The organism is Pseudocitrobacter sp. RIT415 (assembly GCF_003057695.2).
GTDB classification, from domain to species: domain Bacteria; phylum Pseudomonadota; class Gammaproteobacteria; order Enterobacterales; family Enterobacteriaceae; genus Pseudocitrobacter; species Pseudocitrobacter faecalis.
The window spans coordinates 1-27,000 of the sequence record NZ_QBJC02000031.1 but is presented as its reverse complement, the minus strand read 5'-3'; the positions used below and the strand labels follow the sequence as shown (position 1 = coordinate 27,000).

Genomic DNA, 27,000 nt, shown 5'->3' with positions numbered 1-27,000 from the left:
ATCCTAAACGTAAGTGCGATCGGTCCCCTCTCCCTCAGGGAGAGGGTTAGGGTGAGGGTGTCCGCTCCCATCACAAATAAACCCTCTCAACTCCGGCACACACGAACCACAGTTTGTCCCACACTTCAGTTTTTGTCCTAATGCTTCTACAGAGGTACATCCCCCGGCGATGGCTTGTCGAATTCGCGTCTCCCCCACGCTAAAACAGCTACAGACAATTCGCCCCTGTGCGGGTTGCCCATTGACGCGGCCATTTAATAACGCATGTCGATCCGCAGGCGTTTGTGGCGCGCTATTAAACGCCGCCTTAATCAGCGCCAGTTCGATAACCGGCAATGTTTCAGCGCTCCACAGCCCGAGCATCAATCTGCCTTCATGCCATGCCAGCAAATGACAAAGTGATCCTGCCCGCGCGGTCTGAACCAGCCAGTTGCGCTGCTGGCAAAACCGCAGCAGCTCATGATAGATAACCTTATCGCCGCAGAGCGTCAGGTGATGTAAGCCGTCAATCGCCTTACGCCACCACTGTACGTGATTCGGTAGCGGAATCGGCTCACGAGAAATCAATTCTCCTTGCCACGCCGGTTGCCAGGGCGCAATGCGTACCGCAACCTGTTTGCTTTCCGGTTGCCCGGAGTGCGGATCGGTCACCGCTTCAACCAGCGCATTCACTTTTCCCTGACGCGCGAAGCAGGCATTCCAGTGCATTGGCACAAACAGCGCGCCCGCTCGCTGTCCTGCCTGAATCGACACTTTGGCCACCATGACACCCTGTCTTGAGGTGATTCGGGCGAAACCACCTTCGCTAAGGTGAAAATGGTCTGCATCCTGAACCGAAACCTCCACCGTCGGCAGAGCAATATGCTGCATCAAACGCGGCACGGTGCCTGTGCGGGTCATGGTGTGCCACTGATCGCGAATACGACCGCTATTGAGCAGCAGAGGATAAAGCGGCCCGATGCGCGCCCGGGTCGGTTGCGGTTCGACGGGCACCATTCGCAGCCGCTTATCCGCCCGCCAGCCCGAAAGGAGATCCAATGCGTCACCGCAAGTACGCACTGGCCAGCGTACAGGAGCCAGCGAATCCCACTCTGCACGGGTCAAGTTCGCGAGCCCGCTAATATCGAACGCGCGCTCGCCGTGGTTTTCGAAGCCGGAAAGTGCAGCATGCTCACAAAATACCTCATGGGGATGCTGCCAGCGGAACGCCTCGCCAAAGCCCAGCGCGCGCGCCACTTGGGCGATAATCCACCAGTCGGCTTTTGCCTCGCCGGGTGCAGGAAGAAACGCGCGCTGACGCGAAATACGTCGTTCTGAATTGGTCACCGTGCCGTTTTTCTCGCCCCAGCTCAGGGCCGGAAAACGAATATGCGCGTAGCGCGAGGTGTCGGTATCGGCGGCCACCTCAGAGACGATGACCAGCGGACACGCCGCCAGCGCCTGACAGACCGCATGACTGTCCGGTAACGAGACAGCCGGGTTAGTCCCCATAATCCACACGGCCTTGACGTCACCGCGCCCAATCGCAGCAAACAGATCGACCGCCATCAAACCCGGCGTTTGCGCCAGCCGTTCCGTTCCCCAGAAACGGGCAACACGTGCCAAATCGTCGGGTTCAAAGTTCATGTGCGCCGCCAGCATCGTCGCCAGGCCGCCAACCTCCCGGCCTCCCATTGCATTCGGTTGCCCGGTCAGCGAAAACGGCCCGCATCCGGGTCGAGCGAATTTTCCACAGGCCAGGTGAACATTGATTATTGCATTGCATTTATCGCTGCCGCTGGCGGACTGATTAATGCCCATCGTGTAGAGCGTAACCACGCGCGGCGCGGCGATAAACGCCGTATAAAAATCAGTGACTTCCCGCTCCGTCAGGTCACAAAATGCCGCGACCCGCTCCACCGGCCAGGGCTCTGCAGAATTCCTTGCCGCCTGCGCATCCGCATATTTCTGAACGAATTTCCCCTGCTGCGCAATTTCGCGCAGCAACCCCACGAATAGCCCGGCGTCGCTACCGGGCGTAATGGCCAGATGACTATCCGCGATATCGCAGGTCGCAGTACGCCGTGGATCGATAACCACAATCCGCATCTGCGGATTCATCTGCCTCGCTTTCACCAGACGCTGATACAGTACCGGATGCGACCAGGCAGCATTTGAGCCGACCAGCACCACCAGGTCGCTGTTTTCAATATCTTCATAGCTACACGGCACCACATCCGCCCCGAAGGCGCGTTTGTAGCCCGTCACCGCCGAGGACATACACAGACGAGAGTTGGTATCAATATTGGCCGCGCCGATAAATCCCTTCATCAGCTTGTTAGCCGCATAATAATCCTCCGTCAGCAGTTGCCCGGAGGCATAAAACGCCACCGCCTGTGGCCCGTGTTCATCGATAATCGCCCGCAGGCGCCCCCCCGCCTCATCGATCGCGTGCTGCCAACTGACGCGCTGCCCCGCTACTTCCGGGTGCAACAACCTGCCCGACAGTCCCGTCGTTTCACCGAGCGCCGCGCCCTTCACGCACAGGCGACCAAAATTGGCCGGGTGCGCGTCATCGCCACGCACGCTGACCACGCCCTTCTCTTCGCACGCGATCACTCCGCAGCCTACGCCGCAGTAGGGACATGTGGTTCGGGTTTCAGTCATGAAGCCTCCGCGCGCAGCAGTAACGGCTGATTACTGACCCACACGGTGCCGTTCTCCACTTTCACCGGCCAGGCGCGCACCACAGCTTCTCCGCTATCGCACTGTCGGCCATCACGCAGACGAATACGCCGTTTGTAGAGCGGCGAAATAACAATGGGTTCACCCGCCGCATCACCCAGCAGACCGCGTGACAGGACGTTTGCCTGGCTACCCGGCTCAAGGTTATCAAGGGCATAGACGTTTTCGCCAAAGCGGAACAACGCAATTTGCATCTCACCGAGGCGCGCGCCAATCCCGGCCTGAGCGGGGATCGCGGTCAGCGCGCAAATCGCCTGCCACGGTTTTGTGCTGACATTACGCGTCGGCATAACCGGCATCTCCACCGGCTGCAACTGCCCACGCACATCATGACGCTGTACCGCCTCATCCGGCATGTCGCTGTTAACGTATGAGCGGAACAACGCCAGCCGCTGCGGGTCGTTCAGCGTGGTACGCCATTCACACTGATAGCTGTCGATGACGCGCGCCATTTCCCGCTCCAGCTCGTCGGCAATACCGAGGCTATCGTTAAGAATCACCTCGCGCAGATAGTCAATTCCCCCCTCAAGGTTATCCATCCAGGTGCTGGTACGTTGCAGGCGGTCGGCTGTACGAATATAGAACATCAGAAAACGGTCGATGGTACGCAGCAGCGTGGCGTCATCCAGGTCGCTGGCAAAGAGATCGCCATGACGGGGTTTCATACCGCCATTGCCGCACAAATAGAGATTCCAGCCTTTTTCGGTAGCGATCACACCCACATCTTTACCCTGCGCTTCCGCGCATTCCCGAGTGCATCCCGACACTGCCATTTTGATCTTATGCGGCGCGCGCAATCCTTTGTAGCGATGCTCCAGCGTCACGGCAAGCGCGGTGGAGTCCTGCACGCCGTAGCGACACCAGGTTGAACCAACGCACGATTTCACCGTGCGTAATGATTTTCCGTAGGCGTGTCCGGTTTCGAATCCGGCGTCAATCAGCTCACGCCATATGGCAGGCAACTGCTCCAGACGCGCGCCGAATAGATCAATTCGCTGGCCGCCGGTAATTTTGCTGTATAGCTGATAACGCTTAGCGACCTGCCCGATAGTGATAAGGCCATCCGGCGTCACTTCGCCCGCAGCCATACGTGGCACGATGGAATAGGTACCGTCTTTCTGGATATTCGCGAAGTAGCGATCGTTGGTATCCTGCAGCGGTAAGTGTGCCGGTTTCAGCAAATAATCATTCCAGCAAGAGGCGAGAACAGAGGCCACAAGCGGTTTACAGATTTCGCAACCGTCGCCCTGACCGTAGCGGCTAATCAGTTGCTCAAAGGTATGGATACGGTTAACCCGCACCAGGTGATAAATGTCCTGTCGCGAATACGCAAAGTGTTCACAAACGTCTTTCTTAACCTCAACGCCCTGCCGGGCAAGCTGGAATTCCATCACCTGCTTCACCAGTGCGCTGCATCCGCCGCAGCCCGTTGCCGCTTTGGTGCAGCTTTTGATGGCCCCCATCTCCGTTGCGCCCTCCAGGACCGCGTGGCAAATATCACTTTTACTGACGTTATGACAGGAGCATATTTGCGCGCTGTCCGGTAGCGCCGCCACACCCAGCGCTTTAGGCGCACTCCCTTCAACCGCGGGTAAAATGAGCGACGCGGGTTGCGCCGGGAGCGCAATTGCATTGAGCATCATTTGAAGCAGCGTAGGGTAATCGCTGGCGTCACCCACCAGTACACCGCCGAGCAGCGTTTTGCCGTCGGCGCTCACCACAATTTTTTTGTACACCTGCGCTGGGCCATCTACCCATTGATAGCTCTGGCAACCCGCCGTGCGCCCCTGGGCGTCGCCAAATGACGCCACATCAACGCCTAAGAGCTTCAGCTTGGTACTCATATCTGCGCCAGTAAACGGCAGTTCCGCACCGGCAAGTGTCGCCGCCACGGTGCGCGCCATCTGGTAACCCGGCGCGACCAGGCCGAAGATTTTGTTTTCCCACAGCGCGCATTCGCCAATGGCAAAAATATCAGCGTCCGAGGTGCGGCAGTAGTTATCCACCATTATGCCTCCGCGCTCTCCCACGCTCAGGTTGCCGCTACGGGCTAGCGTATCCTGAGGACGAATGCCCGCCGAAAAGACCACCATGTCGGTCAGCAGCGTTTCGCCGTCAGCAAAACGCAGGGTCAGGCCCTCCACCGTGTGTTCAATCGCGGTCGTCGTCTTACTGGTGTGCACGCCCACGCCCAATTCGCTGATTTTTTCACGCAGCATCGCCGCGCCGCCGTTATCGAGTTGTAACGCCATCAGATTAGGCGCGAACTCAACCACGTGCGTTTCCAGCCCTAACTGGCGCAGCGCATTGGCCGCCTCCAGCCCCAGTAGTCCGCCGCCAATCACCACACCCCGCGTCGCCGTTTTGGCATGCGCAGCAATGGCATCCAGATCGTCCAGGGTGCGGTAGACAAAGCAGCCCGGCAAATCATTACCGGGTATCGGCGGAACAAACGGCCAGGAGCCGGTCGCCAGCACCAGTTTGTCCCAATGCAGTTCATGCCCCTGTGCATCACGCAGCAGGTGCGTTTGCGGGTCGATAGCCGCCACCGCCTGCGAAAGGCGTAATTCGATGCCGTTTGTGGTGAAGAAATCATCTTCCACCAGCGATAATGAAGCTGCATCGCGCCCGGAGAAGTATTCCGAGAGATGTACGCGGTCGTAGGCGGCATAACGCTCAGCACCGAAAACCACAATCTGATAGTGCTCATGCAGGTTTTGTTGTACACATTGCTGCAGAAAATGGTGGCCGACCATGCCATGCCCCACCACCGCAAGTGTTGGTTTGCTCATGATTTGTCTTCCTTCAGCCGTTGGCTGCGCTGTGAATTGGTCGAATATCCAGCCCGGCTGTGCGGGTTGGAGGGAGTGGATATGATCGGTAAACGTGGCGGCAGCGGCGCAATCACCCATCAGCAACACACCGCGGAGCCTGCCATCGCGCAACAGCAGACGCCGATAATGGCCGCTTTGTGGGTCGAATGAAGACCAGACGTCGTCATTTCCAATCGCCTCTACCTGGCCTGCGCTAAAGAGGTCGATACCGGTCACTTTCAGGCGAGTGCCGCTATCCTGCCAGTGAAAATCCACCTGCGGCATGCCCGCAAGACGCGCACTGAGCACCTCGGCCTGCTGCAAACAAGGTGCAACGAGACCCCAGGTCTGCCCGTCGATTTCGCAGCATTCACCGATAGCACTCACACCCGGCACGGCCGTTGCCAGTTGGCGATTGACCACAATCCCTCGCTGGCAATGCATTCCGCTTCGTTGTGCCAGGGCAATATTGGGACGGACACCGGCTGCAATAACGACGCGTACTGCGGGCAGGCAACGGCCATCCTTGAGTTCAACAAACCGCTCGCGAATCGCGCGCACGTTCGCGTTGAGTTCGCAACGGATCCCTCGCGCTTGCAGGTTTTGCACCAGTAGCTGACTCGCCTGACTGTCGAGCTGCTGTTCCATCAGTTTGTTGCCACGATGCAACAACGTGACGTTGTCACCTCTCAACGCCAGTGCCGCCGCCGCTTCCACGCCCAGCACACCGCCGCCGATAACCACGGTATCACCGGGTGTCGCCAGCATGGCCTGTACATCCGCCAGGGTGCGAAAGGTGTGGACATGCGGCAAAGCAATGCCGGGAAACGGCGGCATAAACGGCAGCGACCCGCAGGCAAACACCAGCTCATCCCAGGGCAATTCGCCATGGGAGGTGACAACGCGCCGCGTTCGCGTGCAGACCTGCTGCGCCGTCTCGCCCTGCCGCACGCGAATATTGTTTTCCGCATACCATTCAGGCGATTGCAGCAGCGTCTGGCCGAAGACTTTTTCACCACTCAGCACGGGTGAAAGCTGGATGCGGTTATAGGCCTGATAGGGTTCATCACCAATTAAGGTGATGGCAAACGCCCCCGGCGCGACCTTCACCAACCGTTCTGCCAGACGGGTTGCCGCCATGCCATTGCCAATCATCACCAGTTTTCGCATCGCGCGTCCCCTTACGCCGCTTTGGGCTGTTTTTCGTAAAGGAAATGCAGAATTTGCTGGCGCAAATGGTGGTAACGAGAGTCATCGGCCAGCAGCACGCGGTTGCGCGGGCGCGGAAGGTTGACGTCAAGAATCTCGCCGACCGTTGCCGCCGGGCCATTCGTCATCATCAATACCCGGTCAGAAAGCAGCACCGCTTCATCGACGTCGTGGGTAATCAGCACAATGGTGGTATTGAGCGCCTGCTGAATCTGCATTACTGAGTCCTGAAGATGTGCCCGGGTCAGCGCATCCAGTGCGCCAAACGGCTCATCCATCAACAGCACTTTCGGCTTCATCGCCAGCGCGCGGGCAATGCCGACGCGCTGCTTCATCCCGCCCGAGATTTCCCCCGGGCGTTTATGCAGCGCATGGCCCATCTGCACCCGCTCAAGATTGTGAACGATCCAGTCGTGACGTTCGGCTTTGCTCATGCTTCTCTGGAAAACGTGATCTACCGCCAGCGCCACGTTGTCGAAGCAGGTTAACCATGGCAGCAGTGAGTGGTTCTGAAAAACGACGGCGCGCTCCGGGCCCGGGCCCGCAATTTCACGGTTGTCGCAAATCAGCCCGCCTTCTGTCGGGAGCGTTATCCCGGCAATCAGATTAAGCAACGTCGATTTGCCACAGCCGGAATGACCGATAAGGCTTATCGTTTCACCTTCGTGGATATCGAACGACACGTTTTGCAGCGCCAGAAATTCACCGCTGGTGGTGTGGAATCGTTGGCTGACAGCCTGAACCTGAATTAAGGGTTTCATTATGTGCTCCTTATTTATCCTGCCAGCTGAAACGGCGGGCGATCAGCATCAACCCTTGTTCCAGCACCAGCCCAACCACGCCAATAATGACGATGGCAATGAGAATGTTTTCGACGTTGAGGTTGTTCCATTCATTCCAGATCCAAAAACCGATCCCCAGCCCGCCAGTGAGCATTTCGGCAGCGACGATCACCAGCCAGGCAATCCCGATGGAGAGACGCACGCCGGTCAGTACCGCTGGCAGCACCGCCGGGAAAAGGATCTTGCGCATCACCGTCCATTCTGAGAGCTGTAACACGCGCGCGACGTTGAGGTAGTCCTGCGGAATACGACGCACGCCTTCTGCGGTATTGATAACCATCGGCCAGATTGAGCAGATAAAAATGGTCCAGCTGGACGCAGGCTCCGCTTTCTGGAACAGGAGGAGGCCAATCGGCAGCCAGGCAAGCGGACTTACCGGGCGCAGCAGCGCAATCAGTGGCGAAAACATGCGGGAGAAAAAGAGAAAACGTCCTATCAGGAATCCCAGGGGAATACCCACCAGCGCGGCGAGACCAAACCCCACCGCCACCCGCTGGAGAGAGGCCAGCACATTCCAGCCCACGCCCACATCGTTCGGTCCATTGTTATAGAACGGGTCAGCAAACAGCGTCAGCGCGGAATCCAGTGTGCTGAGCGGCGTCGGAAAACCTTTGCTGTTAATAGCGGCAAGTTGCCAGGCCAGCACCAACAACCCCAGCCCCAGTACCGCAGGAACGGTACGCTCGGCAATATTACGCAACACGCGTCCCGCAGGAGGCACGCGTCGGCGCACCTGTACCGGCGGGAGTGTAATCACTTCGCCCGGAATAGCCGGTGCGGCAGCCGGTTTGACATTTAGTATCTGTTTCATCTCAGGCTCCTCTACGTTGAATGGAAAAGCTGCGGGCATACCCTTCCGGGTCGCTACCGTTCCACACCGTTCCGTCCATCAGTGTGCTGCTGCGTAACAGACTTGAGGGCGGAGTAATACCGCCAACCGCCTGTGCCGCGTCTTTCCAGATATCCGTGCGGTTAATGCGTTGCGCGATGGCCAGATAATCGGGTTGCGTTTTAAGAAGTCCCCAGCGGCGAAATTGGGTTAAGAACCACATCCCGTCGGAGAGCCACGGGAAGGTTACTTCGCCCTCCGCGTAAAAACGCATAGGATGCGTATCCTGCCAGTGACGGCCGATGCCGTTGTCGTATTCACCCAGCATGCGGCCTGTGAGGTACTGTTCTTTGGTGTTCAGCCAGCCGCGACGCGAGAGGATCTGAGCGGTTTCACGTTTATTTTCTGGTGACGCTTCAATCCAGCGTGCGGCGTCAATGAGCGCCGCGACCAATGCGCGACTGGTATTGGGATTCTGTTCCACCCATTCACGACGCGTGCCGAGCACTTTCTCCGGGTGATCCGGCCAGATAGCCTGCGTGGTCGCCGCCGTGAAGCCGATGCGGTCGTTAATCGCCCGCGCGTTCCACGGCTCGCCAACACAAAAGCCCACCATGTTGCCGATGCGCATGTTCATCACCATCTGCGGCGGCGGTACCACTACGGTGCGCACATCGTCAAAGGGATGAATGCCGCCGCTCGCCAGCCAGTAATAGAGCCACATGGCGTGGGTACCGGTCGGGAAGGTGTGGGCGAAGGTATAAGCGCCCGGCGCGCTCTGACCTATCAACTTTTTCAGCGCCGGCAGGTCTGTCACCCCCTTCTCCTGTAACTCAGCAGAAAGCGTAATGGCCTGCCCGTTGCGGTTGAGGGTCATCAGGTTTGCCATCGCCTTCGGCTTACTGGCGATACCCAACTCCAGCCCGTAAAGCAGCCCATAGAGCACATGCGCCGCATCCAGTTCGCCATTGACCAGTTTGTCGCGCACCGCCGCCCAGCTCGCCTCTTTGCTGGGAACAAGCGTAATGCCGTACTTTTTGTCAAAGCCCTTCAGCGAGGCAATTGCCAGCGGTGCACAATCGGTTAGCGGGATAAACCCCACTCTTACCGTCTCCAGTTCGGGCTTATCCGAGCCCGCCGCCCACGCCGAATGCATCAAACCCGGCAGCAACATCGCGCCCCCCAATGCCGCCCCTGCCTGTAATAAACGCCGTCGAGAGAGTGAAAATGCATCGCCCATAGCTGCTCCCACATATAAAAAAAAGCGCCCGGCAGTGCTTACACACTGCGGGACGCCGTTATCCTGATGGTCTGAGGCCGCCGTTGGCCCGCAACCGATGATTTACAGGGAATAATGCAATTCAGATGCCAGGTCGTGAATAACCGTCAAATCGGCATTAAGTGGCCAGGCAACCGCCTTCGACGCACTCTTAGCAGGCAACTCTGCTCAGGAAGAGTGCAATCAGGCAGAAAGATCGCGCTGCCACAGTGCACTGACCGTTAACAGGGCACGCGCCACGTCCACCATGCGCTGATTTTTATCCATCGCCATTTTGCGCAGACAGTGCCATGCCTGCTCTTCATTCATTTGCTGATGCGCCATCAACACACTTTTGGCTTTATCGATGACTTTGCGCTCTTCGAGCATCTCTTTTAGGGACGCCAGTTGCCCGGTGAGTACTTCCAGTTCTCGCGCCTGTTGGCGCACCAACGGCATCAGTTGCCGATCCAGTGTGAATAACAGGTTATCGCTGGCAGGATCATCGAGCGGTACCGCGTGTTGCGCCTGCGTATCATCGTCACGCAGCAATATCACAACCTCCGCAATGAGATCGCTTATCAGTGATTCCTCAAGGCTGCGAAGTTGCTCCAGACGCTGTGTTTGTAGGCTAAACCAGCGCAGTGCCGCCTCGCCGCCGTCGGGCGCTGGCTGACGCGTACAGGCAATGCGACGCAGCTGTTCAATTGCAATGCCCGCCTGGCCGTATTCATTGAACAACGTTTTCAATGTCTGGTTTGCCAGACTTAAAAACCCGTCAAAGCAGGGTTGCTGACCATCAATTCTGTCAACCAGCTGCTGGCGAAGATCGTCGCTAAACTGCCCCAGCGTAAAGCCCTGTGCCCCCAGCGCACGTTCCTGCCCTACCAACTCTTTCCCCTGCATAAAGCTATAAAGCGCGACAAGTCGCCCGACCAACGCGGGATCATCAATGGTGTCGTTGAGTTGGGGAATGATACTGAGCAGATGGCGTATCACCCGACTATAGCGAACCGTCGCGGTGCCGGCATCTACGCTTTGGGTAGTGATGGCATGGCGCAAATCGGGCAACTGCTCCAGCGACCAGACGGCGCTGGCGATGCGCTGGCACAGCCCGGATGCCGCAGATAACGCCTGCGGGTCAAGCAGCCGCAGGAATTCGCCCGCCCGCTCATCCACCAGCGCCGAACTGGCCCGACGTTCAGGTTCATATAAACGGCCACCCGAACATAACCAGATGTTGGATGCGCCGCGTTCGCACTGTAACATGTGCACCAGATGGCTCAACTGGCTTACCAGTTGGCCCTGCTGCGCCAGCTGTTGAAGCTTACCTTTCTGAACCTGGCGCGCATAACGAAACCACTCGATTGCGCCGGGTGTCGTGTCAGCACGATTGATCATGCTCCCTCCCGGTAACGTCTCTTTGATTAACCAAAGCAATAAACGTGCCTTTTTGAAGGAGTAGAGATGCAACATATTGTGATCGTCGCTAACGGTGCTGCCTATGGTAGCGAATCCCTGTTCAACAGCCTGCGCCTGGCCATTGCCCTGCGCGAGCAACAGGGAGACCTCGATCTGAAACTTTTTTTAATGTCGGATGCGGTCACAGCTGGACTCCGCGGGCAAAAACCGGCAGAAGGCTACAATATTCAGCAGATGCTGGAGATCCTCACCGCGCAAAATGTTCCCATTAAACTGTGCAAAACCTGCACCGATGGCCGGGGCATTACCGCGCTGCCGCTGATTGATGGGGTGGAAATCGGTACGCTGGTCGAACTGGCCCAATGGACGCTGGCCGCTGATAAGGTGCTAACGTTTTAATTTTGTGTTTAGTCGACTTTACTGAATTCAGGGGCCATTGCCGAAGATTATTCCCGGCTGGCGCGCGTTATCTGGTCAATCACGCGCCACGCTGAATGGTTTCAGGTATATCCTCACTTTTGTTGAATCATTCTCAAATTTGTTGATCGAAATCATCCTCCTCCCCCTCCCTATTTGGTGTTATCAATGCGTGATTTGTGAACAACATCACATGCAGGATATCCGTCGCAGGGAGTGCATTCACAGAAAGATTCGGGGTTGAGATGGCGATGGTTAAGGCGAGTTTGACGTTATTTGGTGGGGATACGGTCGTGGTTCGTTGCTCAGAGCGCTGCCATATTCATTTGATGAGCGCTAAGAGCAGCAACAGCGATATTCTGAGCGTACAAAACAGAGAGAGCGCCTATCTTACGGTGCCTTACAGCGGTACCTGGAATGTGTTGATTGACAGCCACAGCCAGTCGCTGGAACATTCAATCAGCTATGTTGCAGCCTGATAAAACGCCCGGAAGCTGGAAAACTTCCGGGCGTTTTTTATGCCAGCCCCGGTTGTGGGTGGATCCCCAGCAAACCCCGAACGTATTTAATCAATTCATTGAGCCCCTCGTCGGGCATGCCAAGTTTTTGTAGCTCTTCATCCAGTGAGAAAAGATACTGCGCATTGGTACCCAGCGGGCCACTCGCCGCCGCAATCAATGGCGCGATCACCTGTACGCTGGTATCCGCTTCGTACTGTGGATGGCGTGGATCCATAATAAACACCAGCGCGTTAACCATACGCCCGTCATCCAGTTCAAGCTTGCACCAGGTAGGCAAATAACAACCGGTGATCATCTCGCGTTTCCACAGCAGCGAAAGCTCATCTTCAACCGTCGCCTCTGGCAACTGATAGGCGATGCCGGTGGTGCGCCCGCCCTCTTTCAGCGCCAGCATACGGCCTGGCTGGCAGGCCGTCCCACGCCCGGCAGTCAGGCGCAAACAAAATGCCCGGTGCCAGCCGACAAGCGTACCGGTGCAGGAGTCGGTAAATTCCAGCGCCGGATTCCACATCAGGGAACCGTAGCCGAAAATCCACACCGGCCCGTCATCTGGCCGACACGCCAGCGTAGCGGCCAGGGATGCCGCGCGTTGCTCTGGAGACCAGAGCAGCGATTCCTCAATAGCGCCAAACGCTGTTGTACAATCCGCCTTCATTAAGAAATCACGTGTAATCACTCTCAACCTCCGCCACTGCATCACGTCCGTGCGTATTATTCAGACCTCTGGTTTTAGCAAATAGCGAACCAGGCAAATTCTCATCTGCATTTGCCTTTCCCTGAGTTTTATTGCTTAAATATTATCCAGCTTTATTAAACAATATGCAATTGTGCATCCAGCGGCAAGGGTATTGAACTGTTGGCAAGGGCTATAGGATAAACGTGCTATTGGCCTATTTCTTTTTGTGCCATTTTTCATCTTCTCCTTTTTCATAGTCATGCTTCACTGCAGCCCAGGCCACGCGGTGGGCGGTCTCCTCGCGGGTAGCGTCATCCCGGCGGTCGGATTTATCCTTGTATTGTTGCCAGGCGCTGTTAAACGCTTCTTTGTAGATCTCCTGGGCATGAGCGGGCAAAACGTGTTGTACGCTATCCGGTAAATCAGATTTGCTTTTATAGGGCATAGGGCCTCCTGTTAGTGACTTCAGGATAAGTATGGCTCAATGCACTGCGATGGTGCATTAATTCAGAATATTACTCATCATTCACACATAACCATCTGCTTTTTAAGCATTAATTATAGATAACAAACCTTTTTGACAACTCAAATTAAAAGTTATCAATCAGGGTAAATTTTAGTAAAAAATAGTTATATATAAGACGTTGTCTGTTAATTTATAAACTTATGCTGTGACGATTAGAAATATTCTAAGTATATAATTATAAACACCTGCACTAACGGAGATGGACATGACGCATGTACAAGAGGCGGTAAAAACCCGCCATAAGGAGACTTCTCTCATTTTTCCGGTTATTGCGCTGGCAATATTGTTCTTCTGGGGAAGCAGTCAATCATTGCCAGTCGTCGTCGGGATTAATATCCTGGCGCTTATCGGTATTCTTAGCAGCGCATTCAGCGTTGTTCGCCACGCCGACGTGCTGGCGCACCGCCTTGGGGAACCGTACGGTTCTCTTATTTTAAGTCTTTCTGTCGTTATTCTGGAAGTGAGCCTGATTTCCGCGCTCATGGCGACGGGTGATGCCGCCCCTACGCTGATGCGCGATACGCTCTATTCCATCATTATGATTGTTACCGGCGGCCTGGTGGGCTTCTCACTATTGCTGGGCGGGCGTAAATTTGCGACGCAGTACGTCAATCTGTTCGGTATCAAACAGTATCTGATTGCCCTCTTCCCGCTGGCGATTATCGTACTGGTGTTCCCAATGGCGCTGCCAGGAGCGAACTTCACGATCGGCCAATCTTTGCTGGTGGCACTGATTTCTGCCGCGATGTATGGCGTATTCTTGCTGATTCAGACGAAGACGCACCAGAGCCTGTTTGTCTACGAACATGAAGACGATGGCGACGACGATGACCCCCATCATGGTAAACCGTCCGCCCACAGCAACGTCTGGCACGCCGCGTGGCTGATTGTGCACCTGATTGCTGTCATTGCCGTTACCAAAATGAATGCTAATCCACTGGAAACGCTTCTCACGACTCTGAACGCACCTGTCGCATTTACCGGTTTCCTGGTGGCGCTGTTAATACTGTCGCCTGAAGGCCTGGGCGCACTGAAAGCGGTCCTGAATAATCAGGTACAGCGTGCGATGAACCTGTTCTTTGGTTCCGTCCTGGCGACGATTTCCCTTACCGTTCCGGTTGTCACGCTGATCGCCTTCATGACCGGTAATGATCTGGTGTTTGGGCTCGGCGCACCGGAAATGGTCGTCATGGTTGCATCATTAGTGCTGTGCCAGATCTCATTCTCCACCGGGCGTACCAATGTGCTAAACGGAGCCGCGCATCTGGCGCTGTTTGCCGCCTATCTGATGACCATCTTTGCCTGATTACGTGTCCCGACAGCCGGTATTGCGAGCGTCCGCGAGAATGCGACCGAAACGGCTGCAAACGATGATGAAAAACCGGAAGGCTTTTCGCATCGCGCGTCTTTTGAGAGTGAAGTGCGCAATGCAGACAACGTAGAATCCGCACCAAGCCGGAATCATCCGGTGAGGCGCAATGTTGCGGGGGCTTGATCCCCGGCGGCGTTGGTTGCTGGAAAGAGAAAACCCCCGCACGTTGTAAGGCGTAAACCTGACAACATTACGGGGGCCATTCTTGAACCAGAACAATTCAAGGATAGCCGCGAATCGTTGTCATGACAATAGGCGGCTATATGACGCTCGTGCAGTTTAGCGTGATTTTCTGGCACGACCTGGCGGCCCCAATCCTTGCGGGTATTATCTCCGCAGCGATTGTCGGCTGGTGGCGTAACAGGAAGTAACGTGAAGGCGGGTGTCTGGCTGTCGTGATGACAACATGCGCCCGAAACGGGCCGCAGGGGTAATAGCCTGCGGCCTTTTTTGTGTACTTACTTAAGCGTTTCATCATTGCTAAAAGCTCGCTTTTCGCGGCAGCTTTACCGAATAACCGTTATCAAAAATGCCGAGAAGATCATCATCTTCTGTAACCCTGCAATGAAATTCGCCCAGGGACGCCACCTCACCAGTCTTCATCATTACAAACTATGCCATCACGTAGACCCGCGGTAATGTCTGCTTTTTTTAAACGGATATTTTTTTCACTTCGGCAGATATAATCCACGTTATCACTGGATTTTAAACCATACTTTCTGCCATTGAACTCAGCTACACATTTCTGCCGTAACGCTGCCGGGTCCATCTGCTCAAGATAGGGCAGAATCGCGTTTCCTTTACTCAACAGGTAACAGGTATACGATTCCCCCTGCCCGGCATCCATTCCTCGCTGCCAGCGAACAAGCTCAGTCAGGAATTGTAATGATTGAGGACTATTACTCTCACCAATCACATCCAGCCCTAATTCCGGCTCCGCGCCTTTTCCCTGCACAATCGCATGTTCAGCAAATTCCAGCATTCGCTGTTGATGCCCTGGTATTTCAGCCTTTGCAAACAGAGGAATTAGCAAAATACCGACCGCCAGAAATCCTCTCCTGTTCATCATTTTCCCTCCCTGAAAGCGCAAAGTGTATCGCCGTCCGCAAAACCTTCATACACAAAAAAAGCCTTAGCCCAGGACGGTATGGCGTGAGAAAAAAGTAATGACTGACTGGCATTCGGAGAATACCCGTCAGAATTGCGAGCAGGTATGGGAGATTTAGAGAAAGGAATGCAAAAGAGAATGAAACATCAGAAAACATCTCGCATCGCGCGCATTCTGAGAATGAAGTAAGGAATGGCGAAGACGTAGAATCCACACCAAGCCGGAATCTTCCGGTGAGGCGCAATGTTGCGGGGGCTTGATCCCCGGCGGCGTTGGTTGCTGGAAAGAGAAAACCCCCGCACGTTGTAAGGCGTAAACCTGACAACATAACGGGGGCCATTCTTGAACCACAACAATTCAAGGATAGCCGCGAATCGCTGTCATGACAATAGGCGGCTATATGACGCTCGTGCAGTTTAGCGTGATGTTCTGGCACGACCTGGCAGCCCCAATCCTTGCGGGTATTATCTCCGCAGCGATTGTCGGCTGGTGGCGTAACAGGAAGTAACGTGAAGGCGGGTGTCAGGCTGTCGTGATGACAACATGCGCCCGAAACGGGCCGCAGGGGTAATAGCCTGCGGCCTTTTTTGTGCCTGAAATTCGACACCCGGTAAGCATGGGTATAACCGTCTGAGTACATTGAAAATTGCGAGCACGTATGAAAAAAGGGTGAAGCGAATGCAATAAGTGATAAAAGACGGGAAAGCATCCCGCATTACACGCACTCTATGAATGAAATGAGTAATGCCTAAGACGTAGAATCCGCACCAAGCCGGACTCTTCCGGTGAGGCGCAATGTTGCGGGGGCTTGATCCCCGGCGGCGTTGGTTGCTGGAAAGAGAAACCCCCCGCACGTTGTAAGGCGTAAACCTGACAACATAACGGGGGCTAATCTTGATCCTCAACAGTTCAAGAATAGCCGCGAATCGTTGTCATGACAATAGGCGGCTATATGACGCTCGTGCAGTTTAGCGTGATGTTCTGGCACGACCTGGCGGCCCCAATCCTCGCGGGTATTATCACCGCAGCGATTATTGGCTGGTGGCGTAACAGGAAGTAATGTGAAGGCGGGTGTCTGGCTGTCGTGATGACAACATGCGCCCGAAACGGGCCGCAGGGGTAACAACCTGCGGCCTTTTTTGTCGCTGGCACAAATTAAAAAGCCTTACTGTTAACAGTAAGGCTTTGATAGAAATGCAGTAACGCGTGATTACTTGCTGGTATCGAGCTCGTCGAAGCTTTTCACCAGGTCGTCGATCGCTTTCATCTGCTTCAGGAAGGGTTCCAGTTTATCCAATGGCAGCGCGGACGGGCCGTCGCAACGCGCGTGGTCTGGGTCTGGATGTGCTTCAATGAACAGGCCCGCAATACCGACCGCCATACCGGCGCGAGCCAGTTCGGTCACCTGCGCACGACGACCACCAGATGCTGCACCAAACGGGTCGCGGCACTGCAACGCATGGGTAACGTCGAAGATAACCGGTGAGTTGTTGGACGCTTTTTTCATTACGCCAAAGCCCAGCATATCGACAACCAGATTGTCGTAACCGAAGTTTGCGCCACGGTCACACAGGATCACTTTGTCATTACCGCCTTCGATGAATTTATCGACGATGTTCCCCATCTGGCCTGGGCTTACGAACTGCGGTTTTTTGACGTTGATGACCGCGCCGGTTTTCGCCATCGCTTCCACCAGGTCGGTCTGACGAGCAAGAAACGCGGGCAGCTGAATCACATCCACCACGTCGGCAACCGGCTGCGCCTGGCTGGCTTCGTGAACGTCGGTAATGATTTTTACGCCAAAAGTCTGTTTCAGTTCCTGGAAGATTTTCATCCCCTCTTCCAGGCCCGGGCCACGGTAAGAGTGAATGGAGGAACGGTTAGCTTTATCAAACGACGCTTTGAAAACGTAAGGGATACCCAGTTTCTGGGTAACGGTAACGTAGTGCTCACAGATACGCATCGCCAGGTCGCGCGATTCCAGCACGTTCATGCCGCCAAACAGCACGAACGGCAGGTCGTTTGCTACGTTGATATCACCAATACTGACCACTTTCTGTTTCATAAGATCGCCTTATTAGGGTAAATACTCCAGTCATCTCGGGATGCGTCCAGGCATTCCTGCCAATAATGACGTCACATAATTGCCCGCGAGTATAACCGGAATCCCAGGATTTTAGTGAAGGGTAATTTGTTTCTGCGCGATAGTGTTTATCTGCGCGCGAATCATCTCGCTAATCGGATCTTCCGGGCACTGTTCGACAAAATAACTCAGGTCATTCAATGCAATATGCTCACATTCCAGTTGCGCATAGATAAGCCCGCGATCGCGAATTTCATACGGATCTTCCGGGTTAAACTGCAACAGTGCTTCACTGGTGCGCAGCGCCAGTTCCATCTGCTGTTCTTCCATTAATGCCGATTTCAGGGTATCGAGCAGTTTACGGATCACTTCCGCATTATCGGCTTCGTCCAGATCTTCATTAAACAGCTCCGCCATTGGGCTGATATTGCCTTTCAGCCACACTTCCAGCGTGTGTTCATCCAGCGTATCGCCGTTAAACGGGTTGATAAGCCACAACTCTTCGTTGTCAACATCCGCGCGCAACAGCAACTGGGTTGGGAAAATCACCGGCACCACAGGAATCGAAAGACGCTCGGCGAGCCAGAGCATAATTGCACCAAGCGACACGGCGCTCCCCTGGCGATTCTTCAGTACCTGATCCAGCCATAACGCGTCCGAAAGACGATAAACGCCTTTTGAATCGCTGAAATGCCATTCATGATAGAAGAGTTCAATCAGGCGTTCCATCTGCCGGGTCAGCGTCCAGGAGGGGCTGATCTCCTCCTGCGCCAGCGCCAGCAGGCACTCCAGTTGTTCATTTACGCGCTGTGTCGGGAAATCATCACGGATTAACTCTGACACCAGAACCATGCCTTCGCATAGCGGCGCTTTATTAAATTCAAAATCAGCCAATGACTTCATACCTTACCCCAACAACGGAACTTTAGTGATGGCGAGTTTAACGATGATGCACAACACCACCAGCCCCAGTAGAAAGGCAATAAAGCCTCGCTGCTGACTGCGCGGACAGCGACGTCCGAGCGCAACAAAACCCAAAACGATGTAGATGATAACGCCAAACAGTTTCTCCGTCAGCCACGTACCTTGTGGGGTGAAGGGATAAACATGGGCTATTACCATCAGCGCGATACCGCTAAGCAGCAGCACGCTATCTATAGTGTGCGGTAATACACGTACCCAACGCAATTTCAGACGTGAATCATTACTCCACGTCCACCAGTAGCGGAGTGCAAAAAGCGAGACCGAAAAAATCGCGCTGACAACATGGATAGGCAAAATGACGCTAAACAGGCTCATTGCGCGGCTCCAGGCCAGATGGCAAGCGTCAGGCGATCGTTATTCCCGTAATCTTTACAGGTTTGCGCCTGCAGATAGCCCGCGTCGGTGAACAGTTGGCGTACCGCGTCACCCTGCGTCCAGCCATGTTCCAACAGCATGACGCCACCAGACAACAGCGCCAGACGGCCGTCATGGATAATCTGCGCGAGATCGGCAAGCCCTTCATCGGCGGCAACCAGCGCTGTTTTAGGTTCGAAGCGAACGTCACCCTGAGAGAGATGCGGATCCTGTTCATCAATATAGGGAGGATTACTGACGATCATGGCGAACTGCCGCCCGGCGAGCGCACTGAACCAGTCACTTTGCAGAATAGTCACGTTGTCTATGCCCAGCGTTTGCGCGTTCTGCTGCGCCAGCGCGACGGCATCGGCGATAAAATCAACAGCCGTCACGCGGCAATCTGGTCTTTCGCTGGCAATCGCCAAAGCTATCGCGCCGGTGCCGGTACCTAAATCGAGGATCTCACAGGGCTCTTCAGGCAAGCGAGCTAACGCCTGCTCCACCAGACATTCGGTGTCCGGGCGAGGAATCAGGGTGACGGGAGACACCGCCAGCGGCAGTGACCAGAATTCGCGCATGCCCACTAAATGCGCAATCGGCTCACCGCGTTCGCGGCGTGCCAGCAGCGTATCGAGCGGCGCCCGTTCAGCGGACGTCAATACCGTTTCGTCAAATGCCATGATAAACGTTCGCGTCTTACCGGTGATGTGTCCAAGTAAGATCTCAGCATCCCGGCGCGGGCTTTCACTCTCCCGCAGCCGTTCAATTGCCTGTTTCAGCCACTGTTGGTAAGTCATCATTCCTGTTCAGATAGCGCCGCAAGCTGGTCGGCCTGATATTCCTGAACAATAGGCTCGATCAGCATATCCAATTTGCCTTCCATGACTTCATCCAGACGGTAGAGCGTCAGGTTAATGCGGTGATCGGTCACACGCCCTTGCGGGAAGTTATAGGTACGATTACGGTCGCTACGATCGCCCGTGCCCAGCAGGTTACGGCGCGTGGACGCTTCCGCCTGCTGACGTTTAGCTATTTCAGCGGCACGAATACGAGAACCCAGCACGGAGAGCGCCTTCGCTTTGTTTTTGTGCTGCGAACGTTCGTCCTGACACTCCACCACAATACCGGTTGGCAAGTGGGTAATACGGATTGCCGAGTCGGTGGTGTTAACGTGCTGACCGCCCGCGCCCGAGGAGCGGAAAGTATCGATACGCAGCTCTGACGGGTTGATATCGGGCAGCTCGGCTTCCGGCAGCTCCGGCATCACCGCAACGGTACACGCCGAAGTATGGATACGCCCCTGCGATTCCGTTGCCGGAACGCGCTGCACGCGGTGTCCGCCGGATTCAAATTTCAGACGGCCATACACGCCTTCGCCGCTGATTTTGGCGATCACCTCTTTGAACCCGCCATGCTCACCTTCGTTGGCGCTCATGATTTCCACACGCCAGCGGCGCGCTTCTGCATAGCGGCTGTACATCCGGAAGAGGTCACCCGCAAACAGCGCGGCTTCGTCACCGCCGGTGCCAGCGCGCACTTCAACGTAGGCGTTGCGTTCGTCATCCGGGTCGCGCGGCAACAGCAGAACCTGAAGTTGTTGTTCCAGCTCTTCTTCCCGCGCTTTGGCGTCCTGTAATTCTTCCTGCGCCATTTCGCGCATTTCCAGGTCGTCCAGCATCATCTGGGCGGTTTCAATATCGTCCTGAGCCTGACGCCAGTCAGTGTAACAACGTGAAACGTCGCTCAGCTGCGCGTACTCGCGCGACAGCGCCCGGAAACGCTCCTGATCGGCGATGGTCTCTGCATCACCCAGCAGCGCCTGAACTTCTTCATGGCGCTCGTACAGAGCTTCCAGTTTGGCAACAATAGAAGGCTTCATTGGCGTAAATGCACCTTGTAATAGAAAGAGTTGTGCTACTCCAGCCCGAGGCTGTTGCGCAGAATATGCAGGCGTTCGTCATCCCCGTCACGGGCGGCCTGCTGAAGAGATTTGGTTGGAGCGTGGATCAGGCGGTTGGTCAGCTTACGCGACAGGTCCTGCAAAATAGCCTGGGCGTCGCCGCCCTGCTCCAGCGCCGCAAGCGCTTTCGCGGTGAGCTCTTCACGCGCCATTTCGGCCTGTGAACGGTATTCGCGAATGACATCGCTGGCGCTTTGCGCGCGCAGCCAGGCCATAAATTCGCTGGTTTCCTGCTCGACAATGGTTTCAGCCTGCACCGCAGCGGCTTTGCGCTGGGCAAGGTTGTGCTGAATGATGTTTTGCAAATCATCCACGCTGTAAAGATAGGCGTTAGCCAGTTTGCCCACTTCGGGCTCGACGTCACGCGGTACGGCGATATCCACCAAAAGCATCGGCTGGTTTCGGCGGGCTTTTAACGCACGTTCGACCATCCCTTTTCCGATAATCGGCAGCGGGCTGGCGGTAGAACTGATGATGATATCCGCGTCTTTTAAGCGCTCGTCGACATCGCTTAACGCAATCACTTCCGCGCCCACTTCCTGCGCCAGCACCTGCGCGCGTTCGCGGGTACGGTTGGCAATCAGCATCTTCTTGACGTGATGTTCACGCAAATGACGCGCCACCAGTTCAATGGTTTCGCCTGCGCCGACCAGCAGCACGGTGACGGTAGAGAGTGATTCAAAAATTTGTCGCGCCAGCGTACAGGCCGCAAACGCTACAGACACTGCACTTGCACCGATATCGGTTTCGGTGCGCACGCGTTTGGCGACCGAGAACGATTTCTGGAACATGCGCTCAAGTTCGCTGGCATGCAAATGCCCCTGCGCGGAATCCGCGAAGGCTTTCTTAACCTGTCCGAGAATTTGCGGCTCGCCCAGCACCAGCGAATCGAGGCCGCTCGCCACGCGCATCAGGTGGCTGACGGCATCGTTATCCTGATGCCAGTACAGGCTTTCACGCAGCTCGGTTTCGTTCAACTGATGGTAGTCGCATAACCAGCGCACGATGGCGTCGTGAAGGTTGTCCTGCTCTTCCACACTCAGGTATAGCTCGGTGCGATTACAGGTCGACAACACCACGCCCCCCTGCACCATTGGCTGAGCCAGCAGGCTCTGCAGCGCCTGGTCAAGCGTATCCGGCGAAAACGAAACACGTTCTCGCAGCGCTACCGGTGCTGTTTTGTGGTTGATGCCAAGCGCTAAAAGGGTCATGTTGCGGGAGTAGTACCAGCGTTGATAAGGTTAGTCTGAGCGCATCATACAGGATGCGCGAGATCAATAAAAGAGACGCTCCCCTTTTGGAGTAGTGTCATCGCTCACCTTCTGTTCAATCGGATAGCCAAGAGAATTTAATGATTTAAGACAACTTGAGCGTAGACGCTGCTCCGCCGCGACGCTAGCATTAAGGGTTATAACTGCTACCTATCGCAAGGATTGTCATTATCATGACCCTGTCTGACTTTCGCCTGATTCGTCTGCTGCCGCTGGCAAGCCTCGTTCTTACCGCTTGTGTGACCACACCACCGCAAGGGCCGGGGAAAAGCCCGGACTCGCCACAGTGGCGTGTACATCAGCAGGAAATTCGCAAGCTGAACCAGTATCAAACCCGCGGTGCATTCGCGTATCTCTCTGATGAACAAAAAGTTTATGCGCGCTTCTTCTGGCAGCAGACCGGTCAGGATCGTTACCGACTGCTGCTAACCAACCCGCTGGGCAGCACCGAGCTGTCGCTTACCGCGCAGCCTGGCTCAGCGCAGTTGGTCGATAATCAGGGCAAAACCTACACCGCCGAGGATGGCGAAGAGATGATTGGTAAGCTCACCGGCATGCCGATTCCGCTCAACAGCCTGCGTCAGTGGATTTTAGGCCTGCCAGGCGACGCGACCGATTACACACTCGACGACCAGTATCGCCTGCGCGAAGTGAATTACACGCAAAACGGCAAAACCTGGAAAGTGGTGTACGGCGGTTACAACGACCAGAAACCGGCGCTGCCTTCAAATATGGAACTCACTGAAGGTTCCCAGCGCATCAAGCTGAAAATGGATAACTGGATCGTGAAATGATGACCCGTTGGCCCTCTCCCGCAAAGCTGAACCTGTTTTTATATATCACCGGGCAACGCGCCGACGGTTATCACGAGTTGCAGACGCTGTTTCAGTTTCTCGACTACGGCGATACCTTAACCATCGAGCCGCGTCAGGACGGGCAACTGCGCCTGCTAACGCCGCTTAAGGACGTGCCGGACGAGGATAATCTCATCATCCGCGCCGCGCGCCTGCTGATGAAAATGGCGGCGCAGACGCAGCGTTTGCCGGAAGGCAGCGGCGCCGACATCAGTATCGAAAAACGGCTGCCAATGGGCGGCGGTCTCGGTGGCGGCTCGTCTAATGCCGCCACGGTACTGGTCGCCCTGAATCATCTCTGGCAGTGTGGTTTTTCAGAAGATGAGCTGGCCGCGATTGGCTTAACGCTGGGCGCCGATGTGCCCGTATTTGTTCGTGGCCACGCCGCCTTTGCTGAAGGCGTTGGCGAGCAACTCACGCCCATCGATGTAGCTGAAAAATGGTATCTGGTTGTTCATCCTGGCGTCAGCATTCCCACGCCGGTGATTTTTAAGGATCCAGATTTGCCCCGGAATACGCCCAAAAGGTCAATAGACACGTTATTAAAATGTGAATTTCGCAATGATTGCGAGGTTATCGCAAGAAAACGTTTTCGCGAGGTTGATGAGGTGCTTTCCTGGCTGTTAGAATACGCGCCGTCGCGCCTGACTGGCACAGGGGCCTGTGTTTTTGCTGAATTCGACACAGAACTCGCTGCTCGTCAGGTGCTGGAGCAAGCCCCGGAATGGTTTAATGGCTTTGTGGCTAAGGGTGTCAACCTTTCTCCACTCCATCAATCCATGCTTTAGCCGGGCAAGCTGAGTTTCGGTGACAACGTCACCCTGTTCCAGACGTTGCATCGCGCTCTTTAATACACCGCCTGGGAAGAATATAGCCTGGCCCGCACAGTTTTTGGCTGATTCTTTCCACCAATGGACGCATGCCTGAGGTTCTTCTCGTGCCTGATATGAAGCTTTTTGCTGGTAACGCCACCCCGGAACTAGCACAACGTATTGCCAACCGCCTGTACACTTCTCTTGGCGACGCCGCTGTCGGTCGTTTTAGCGATGGTGAAGTCAGCGTACAAATTAACGAAAATGTACGCGGTGGTGATATTTTCATCATCCAGTCCACTTGTGCTCCCACCAACGACAACCTGATGGAATTGGTTGTTATGGTTGATGCTCTGCGTCGTGCTTCCGCAGGCCGTATCACAGCCGTTATCCCTTACTTTGGCTATGCCCGTCAGGACCGCCGCGTGCGTTCCGCGCGTGTACCCATTACGGCAAAAGTTGTCGCTGACTTCCTGTCCAGCGTCGGCGTTGACCGCGTACTGACCGTTGACCTGCATGCTGAACAGATTCAGGGCTTCTTCGATGTACCGGTAGATAACGTATTCGGTAGCCCAATCCTGCTCGAAGATATGCTGCAACTGAATCTGGACAACCCGATTGTGGTTTCCCCGGATATCGGCGGCGTTGTTCGTGCTCGCGCCATCGCAAAACTGCTCAATGATACCGACATGGCTATCATCGACAAACGTCGCCCGCGTGCGAACGTTTCTCAGGTGATGCATATCATCGGTGACGTTGCTGGCCGTGACTGCGTTCTGGTAGACGACATGATCGACACCGGCGGCACACTGTGCAAAGCAGCTGAAGCCCTGAAAGAACGTGGTGCAAAACGCGTATTTGCTTACGCAACCCACCCGATCTTCTCTGGCAATGCGGTAAACAACCTGCGCAATTCGGTTATCGACGAAGTGGTCGTCTGCGATACCATCCCGCTGTCGGATGAAATCAAAGCGCTGCCTAACGTTCGTACACTGACCCTGTCCGGGATGTTGGCCGAAGCGATTCGTCGTATCAGCAACGAAGAATCCATTTCTGCCATGTTCGAACACTAATCGAACCTGGTTAAAAAACCCGCTGCGGCGGGTTTTTTTGTCTATAGTAACTATTTGTATGACCTATGCCTCCTTCACCTGCCATTCACATGACAGATGATGCGCTCACGGATGAAACATTATTGTGAATAAAATCTTCTCCTCACAGGTGATGCCTTTCCGCGCTCTCATCGATGCGTGCTGGAAAGAGAAGTACACCGTATCCCGCTTTACACGCGATGTTATCGCCGGGATCACTGTCGGTATTATTGCTATCCCACTGGCGATGGCGCTGGCAATCGGTAGCGGCGTGGCGCCACAGTACGGCCTGTATACCTCTGCCGTTGCAGGGATTGTTATTGCCCTAACCGGGGGCTCCCGCTTTAGCGTATCCGGGCCAACAGCCGCCTTTGTCGTTATCCTTTATCCCGTATCACAACAGTTTGGCCTCGCCGGGCTGCTGGTCGCCACGCTGATGTCCGGGGTATTTTTGATTCTTTTTGGCCTTGCGCGTTTTGGCCGCTTAATCGAATACATTCCTCTTTCTGTCACGCTGGGCTTTACCTCCGGTATTGGTATCACCATCGGGACAATGCAGATAAAAGACTTCCTGGGTCTGCAACTGACGCACGTGCCGGAACACTATCTGCAAAAGGTCGGCGCGCTGGTCATGGCGCTGCCTACCACCAATTTTGGCGATGCGGCGATTGGTATCGTCACGCTCGGCACGCTTATTTTCTGGCCACGCCTTGGCATTCGCCTGCCAGGCCACCTGCCCGCGCTGATTGCCGGCTGCCTGGTCATGTTTATCGTCAACATGTTGGGCGGTCACGTCGCGACTATCGGCTCTCAGTTCCACTACGTACTGGCGGATGGTTCGCAGGGTAATGGCATCCCGCAACTGCTGCCGCAACTGGTGCTGCCATGGGATATGCCGGGTTCAGACTTCACGCTAAGCTGGGCATCGCTACGCGCCCTGCTGCCTGCCGCCTTCTCAATGGCGATGCTGGGGGCGATAGAGTCTCTGCTCTGCGCCGTGGTGCTCGACGGTATGACCGGCACCAAACACAAAGCCAACAGCGAACTGATTGGTCAGGGGCTGGGAAATATTGCCGCGCCGTTCTTTGGTGGCATCACCGCCACCGCCGCCATCGCCCGCTCTGCCGCCAACGTGCGTGCCGGGGCAACTTCACCCGTTTCTGCGGTGATCCACGCGATTCTGGTTATTCTGGCGCTGCTGATCCTCGCACCGCTGCTCTCCTGGCTGCCGCTTTCAGCGATGGCCGCCCTGCTGCTGATGGTGGCATGGAACATGAGTGAAGCGCATAAAGTGGTTAACCTGCTTCGCCGCGCGCCGAAAGATGACATCATCGTGATGCTTATCTGTATGTCGCTGACGGTGCTGTTCGACATGGTTATCGCCATTAGCGTCGGGATTGTGCTGGCATCACTGCTGTTTATGCGCCGAATCGCGCAGATGACCCGCCTGTCGCCGGTAAATGTAGACGTACCCGATGATGTCCTGGTACTTCGCGTGATCGGCCCTCTGTTCTTCGCCGCTGCCGAAAATTTGTTTACCGATCTGGAATCACGTATTGCAGGTAAACGCATTGTAGTGCTGAAGTGGGACGCCGTGCCGGTACTGGATGCAGGTGGCCTGGATGCGTTTCAGCGATTTGTTGGGAAATTACCTGAAGGATGTGAACTGCGGGTGTCGAATATGGAATTCCAGCCGCTGCGCACGATGGCGCGCGCCGGAATCAAACCGATTCCTGGTCGCCTGACCTTCTTCCCGAACAAAGAAGCAGCGCTGGCCGATATCAAATAGCAAAATGGCTCCTTCGGGAGTAATGCCGATCAGTTAAGGATCGGTTGAACGATCCAGTGGTTGTGTAAGAATCCGGAAATGC

The 27,000-nt window shown here is 55.4% G+C and carries 25 protein-coding genes; 10 read left to right on the top strand and 15 right to left on the bottom strand.

Features of this window, described 5'->3' with window-relative positions; translation table 11 throughout:
* Window positions 1-3: 3 nt before the first annotated feature.
* From DBY68_RS21440 to nasR, 6 genes are all read right to left on the bottom strand, one after another.
* Entirely contained in the window at window positions 4-2,646 is a 2,643-nt protein-coding gene (locus DBY68_RS21440) for a nitrate reductase (protein ID WP_108477102.1), read from the bottom strand.
* Window positions 2,643-6,707, bottom strand: a complete 4,065-nt coding sequence (gene nirB / locus DBY68_RS21435; protein WP_108477103.1) for a nitrite reductase large subunit NirB — start codon at window positions 6,705-6,707, stop codon at window positions 2,643-2,645. Before nirB ends, DBY68_RS21440 begins: the two co-directional genes overlap by 4 nt.
* Before the next feature lie 11 nt (window positions 6,708-6,718).
* Entirely contained in the window at window positions 6,719-7,507 is a 789-nt protein-coding gene (locus DBY68_RS21430; protein WP_108477104.1) for an ABC transporter ATP-binding protein, read from the bottom strand.
* A gap of 10 nt (window positions 7,508-7,517) precedes the next feature.
* Complete coding sequence (gene ntrB / locus DBY68_RS21425) at window positions 7,518-8,399, bottom strand: nitrate ABC transporter permease (protein ID WP_108477105.1); 882 nt, start codon at window positions 8,397-8,399, stop codon at window positions 7,518-7,520.
* A 1-nt stretch (window position 8,400) separates the two neighbouring features.
* The gene (locus DBY68_RS21420; RefSeq protein WP_108477106.1) at window positions 8,401-9,657 is read right to left on the bottom strand and encodes a CmpA/NrtA family ABC transporter substrate-binding protein; all 1,257 of its coding nucleotides are present in this window, start codon (window positions 9,655-9,657) and stop codon (window positions 8,401-8,403) included.
* A gap of 222 nt (window positions 9,658-9,879) precedes the next feature.
* Window positions 9,880-11,076 (bottom strand): nitrate regulatory protein NasR, encoded by a 1,197-nt coding sequence (nasR, locus tag DBY68_RS21415; RefSeq protein WP_108477107.1) that lies wholly within the window; start codon window positions 11,074-11,076, stop codon window positions 9,880-9,882.
* A 66-nt stretch (window positions 11,077-11,142) separates the two neighbouring features.
* On the opposite strand from nasR, the gene DBY68_RS21410 reads away from it, so the two are divergent.
* Together DBY68_RS21410 and DBY68_RS21405 are read left to right on the top strand one after the other, a co-directional pair.
* Window positions 11,143-11,496: a DsrE/DsrF/TusD sulfur relay family protein gene (locus DBY68_RS21410; RefSeq protein ID WP_108477108.1), complete on the top strand. Its 354-nt coding sequence runs from the start codon at window positions 11,143-11,145 to the stop codon at window positions 11,494-11,496.
* A gap of 263 nt (window positions 11,497-11,759) precedes the next feature.
* On the top strand, window positions 11,760-11,993 hold the full coding sequence (locus DBY68_RS21405; protein ID WP_041686229.1) for a DUF1883 domain-containing protein: 234 nt from the start codon (window positions 11,760-11,762) through the stop codon (window positions 11,991-11,993).
* A 37-nt stretch (window positions 11,994-12,030) separates the two neighbouring features.
* Here the strand turns inward: DBY68_RS21405 and DBY68_RS21400 are convergent, their stop codons facing one another.
* Complete coding sequence (locus tag DBY68_RS21400; RefSeq protein WP_146745495.1) at window positions 12,031-12,711, bottom strand: gamma-glutamylcyclotransferase; 681 nt, start codon at window positions 12,709-12,711, stop codon at window positions 12,031-12,033.
* A 214-nt stretch (window positions 12,712-12,925) separates the two neighbouring features.
* The gene (gene chaB / locus DBY68_RS21395; protein WP_108477110.1) at window positions 12,926-13,156 is read right to left on the bottom strand and encodes a putative cation transport regulator ChaB; all 231 of its coding nucleotides are present in this window, start codon (window positions 13,154-13,156) and stop codon (window positions 12,926-12,928) included.
* A gap of 286 nt (window positions 13,157-13,442) precedes the next feature.
* Between chaB and chaA the strand changes: the two genes are divergently transcribed.
* Both chaA and DBY68_RS21385 read left to right on the top strand, forming a co-directional pair.
* Window positions 13,443-14,543 (top strand): sodium-potassium/proton antiporter ChaA, encoded by a 1,101-nt coding sequence (chaA, locus tag DBY68_RS21390; protein ID WP_108477111.1) that lies wholly within the window; start codon window positions 13,443-13,445, stop codon window positions 14,541-14,543.
* 329 nt (window positions 14,544-14,872) lie between these two features.
* Entirely contained in the window at window positions 14,873-14,980 is a 108-nt protein-coding gene (locus DBY68_RS21385; RefSeq protein ID WP_108477121.1) for a type I toxin-antitoxin system toxin Ldr family protein, read from the top strand.
* 218 nt (window positions 14,981-15,198) lie between these two features.
* Here DBY68_RS21385 and DBY68_RS21380 read toward each other — a convergent pair whose 3' ends face one another.
* On the bottom strand, window positions 15,199-15,678 hold the full coding sequence (locus DBY68_RS21380; RefSeq protein ID WP_233503918.1) for an Imm57 family immunity protein: 480 nt from the start codon (window positions 15,676-15,678) through the stop codon (window positions 15,199-15,201).
* 439 nt (window positions 15,679-16,117) lie between these two features.
* Between DBY68_RS21380 and DBY68_RS21375 the strand changes: the two genes are divergently transcribed.
* Complete coding sequence (locus DBY68_RS21375) at window positions 16,118-16,225, top strand: type I toxin-antitoxin system toxin Ldr family protein (RefSeq protein ID WP_108477123.1); 108 nt, start codon at window positions 16,118-16,120, stop codon at window positions 16,223-16,225.
* A 444-nt stretch (window positions 16,226-16,669) separates the two neighbouring features.
* Window positions 16,670-16,777, top strand: coding sequence for a type I toxin-antitoxin system toxin Ldr family protein (locus tag DBY68_RS21370; protein WP_108477112.1), 108 nt, complete (start codon window positions 16,670-16,672; stop codon window positions 16,775-16,777).
* 150 nt (window positions 16,778-16,927) lie between these two features.
* On the opposite strand, the gene kdsA is transcribed toward DBY68_RS21370, so the two are convergent.
* The 6 genes from kdsA to hemA form a co-directional block, all read right to left on the bottom strand.
* Window positions 16,928-17,782 (bottom strand): 3-deoxy-8-phosphooctulonate synthase, encoded by an 855-nt coding sequence (gene kdsA / locus DBY68_RS21365; RefSeq protein ID WP_108477113.1) that lies wholly within the window; start codon window positions 17,780-17,782, stop codon window positions 16,928-16,930.
* A gap of 111 nt (window positions 17,783-17,893) precedes the next feature.
* Window positions 17,894-18,703, bottom strand: coding sequence for an invasion regulator SirB1 (gene sirB1, locus DBY68_RS21360; protein ID WP_015964130.1), 810 nt, complete (start codon window positions 18,701-18,703; stop codon window positions 17,894-17,896).
* A 3-nt stretch (window positions 18,704-18,706) separates the two neighbouring features.
* On the bottom strand, window positions 18,707-19,099 hold the full coding sequence (locus DBY68_RS21355) for a SirB2 family protein (protein ID WP_108477114.1): 393 nt from the start codon (window positions 19,097-19,099) through the stop codon (window positions 18,707-18,709).
* Window positions 19,096-19,938, bottom strand: a complete 843-nt coding sequence (prmC, locus tag DBY68_RS21350; RefSeq protein ID WP_108477115.1) for a peptide chain release factor N(5)-glutamine methyltransferase — start codon at window positions 19,936-19,938, stop codon at window positions 19,096-19,098. The genes DBY68_RS21355 and prmC overlap by 4 nt, the downstream gene beginning before the upstream one ends.
* Window positions 19,938-21,020, bottom strand: coding sequence for a peptide chain release factor 1 (gene prfA / locus DBY68_RS21345; RefSeq protein WP_108477116.1), 1,083 nt, complete (start codon window positions 21,018-21,020; stop codon window positions 19,938-19,940). Before prfA ends, prmC begins: the two co-directional genes overlap by 1 nt.
* Window positions 21,021-21,055: 35 nt before the next feature.
* Window positions 21,056-22,312, bottom strand: a complete 1,257-nt coding sequence (hemA, locus tag DBY68_RS21340; protein WP_108477117.1) for a glutamyl-tRNA reductase — start codon at window positions 22,310-22,312, stop codon at window positions 21,056-21,058.
* Between the two features lie 233 nt (window positions 22,313-22,545).
* Here hemA and lolB point away from each other — a divergent pair, with 233 nt between their 5' ends.
* The 4 genes from lolB (at window position 22,546) to dauA (ending at window position 26,918) form a co-directional block, all read left to right on the top strand.
* Window positions 22,546-23,166, top strand: a complete 621-nt coding sequence (gene lolB, locus DBY68_RS21335) for a lipoprotein insertase outer membrane protein LolB (protein WP_108477118.1) — start codon at window positions 22,546-22,548, stop codon at window positions 23,164-23,166.
* Window positions 23,163-24,014 (top strand): 4-(cytidine 5'-diphospho)-2-C-methyl-D-erythritol kinase, encoded by an 852-nt coding sequence (ispE, locus tag DBY68_RS21330; protein WP_108477119.1) that lies wholly within the window; start codon window positions 23,163-23,165, stop codon window positions 24,012-24,014. Before lolB ends, ispE begins: the two co-directional genes overlap by 4 nt.
* 149 nt (window positions 24,015-24,163) lie before the next feature.
* On the top strand, window positions 24,164-25,111 hold the full coding sequence (gene prs / locus DBY68_RS21320; RefSeq protein WP_003856663.1) for a ribose-phosphate diphosphokinase: 948 nt from the start codon (window positions 24,164-24,166) through the stop codon (window positions 25,109-25,111).
* 124 nt (window positions 25,112-25,235) lie between these two features.
* Window positions 25,236-26,918, top strand: a complete 1,683-nt coding sequence (dauA, locus tag DBY68_RS21315) for a C4-dicarboxylic acid transporter DauA (protein ID WP_108477120.1) — start codon at window positions 25,236-25,238, stop codon at window positions 26,916-26,918.
* Window positions 26,919-27,000: the final 82 nt, after the last annotated feature.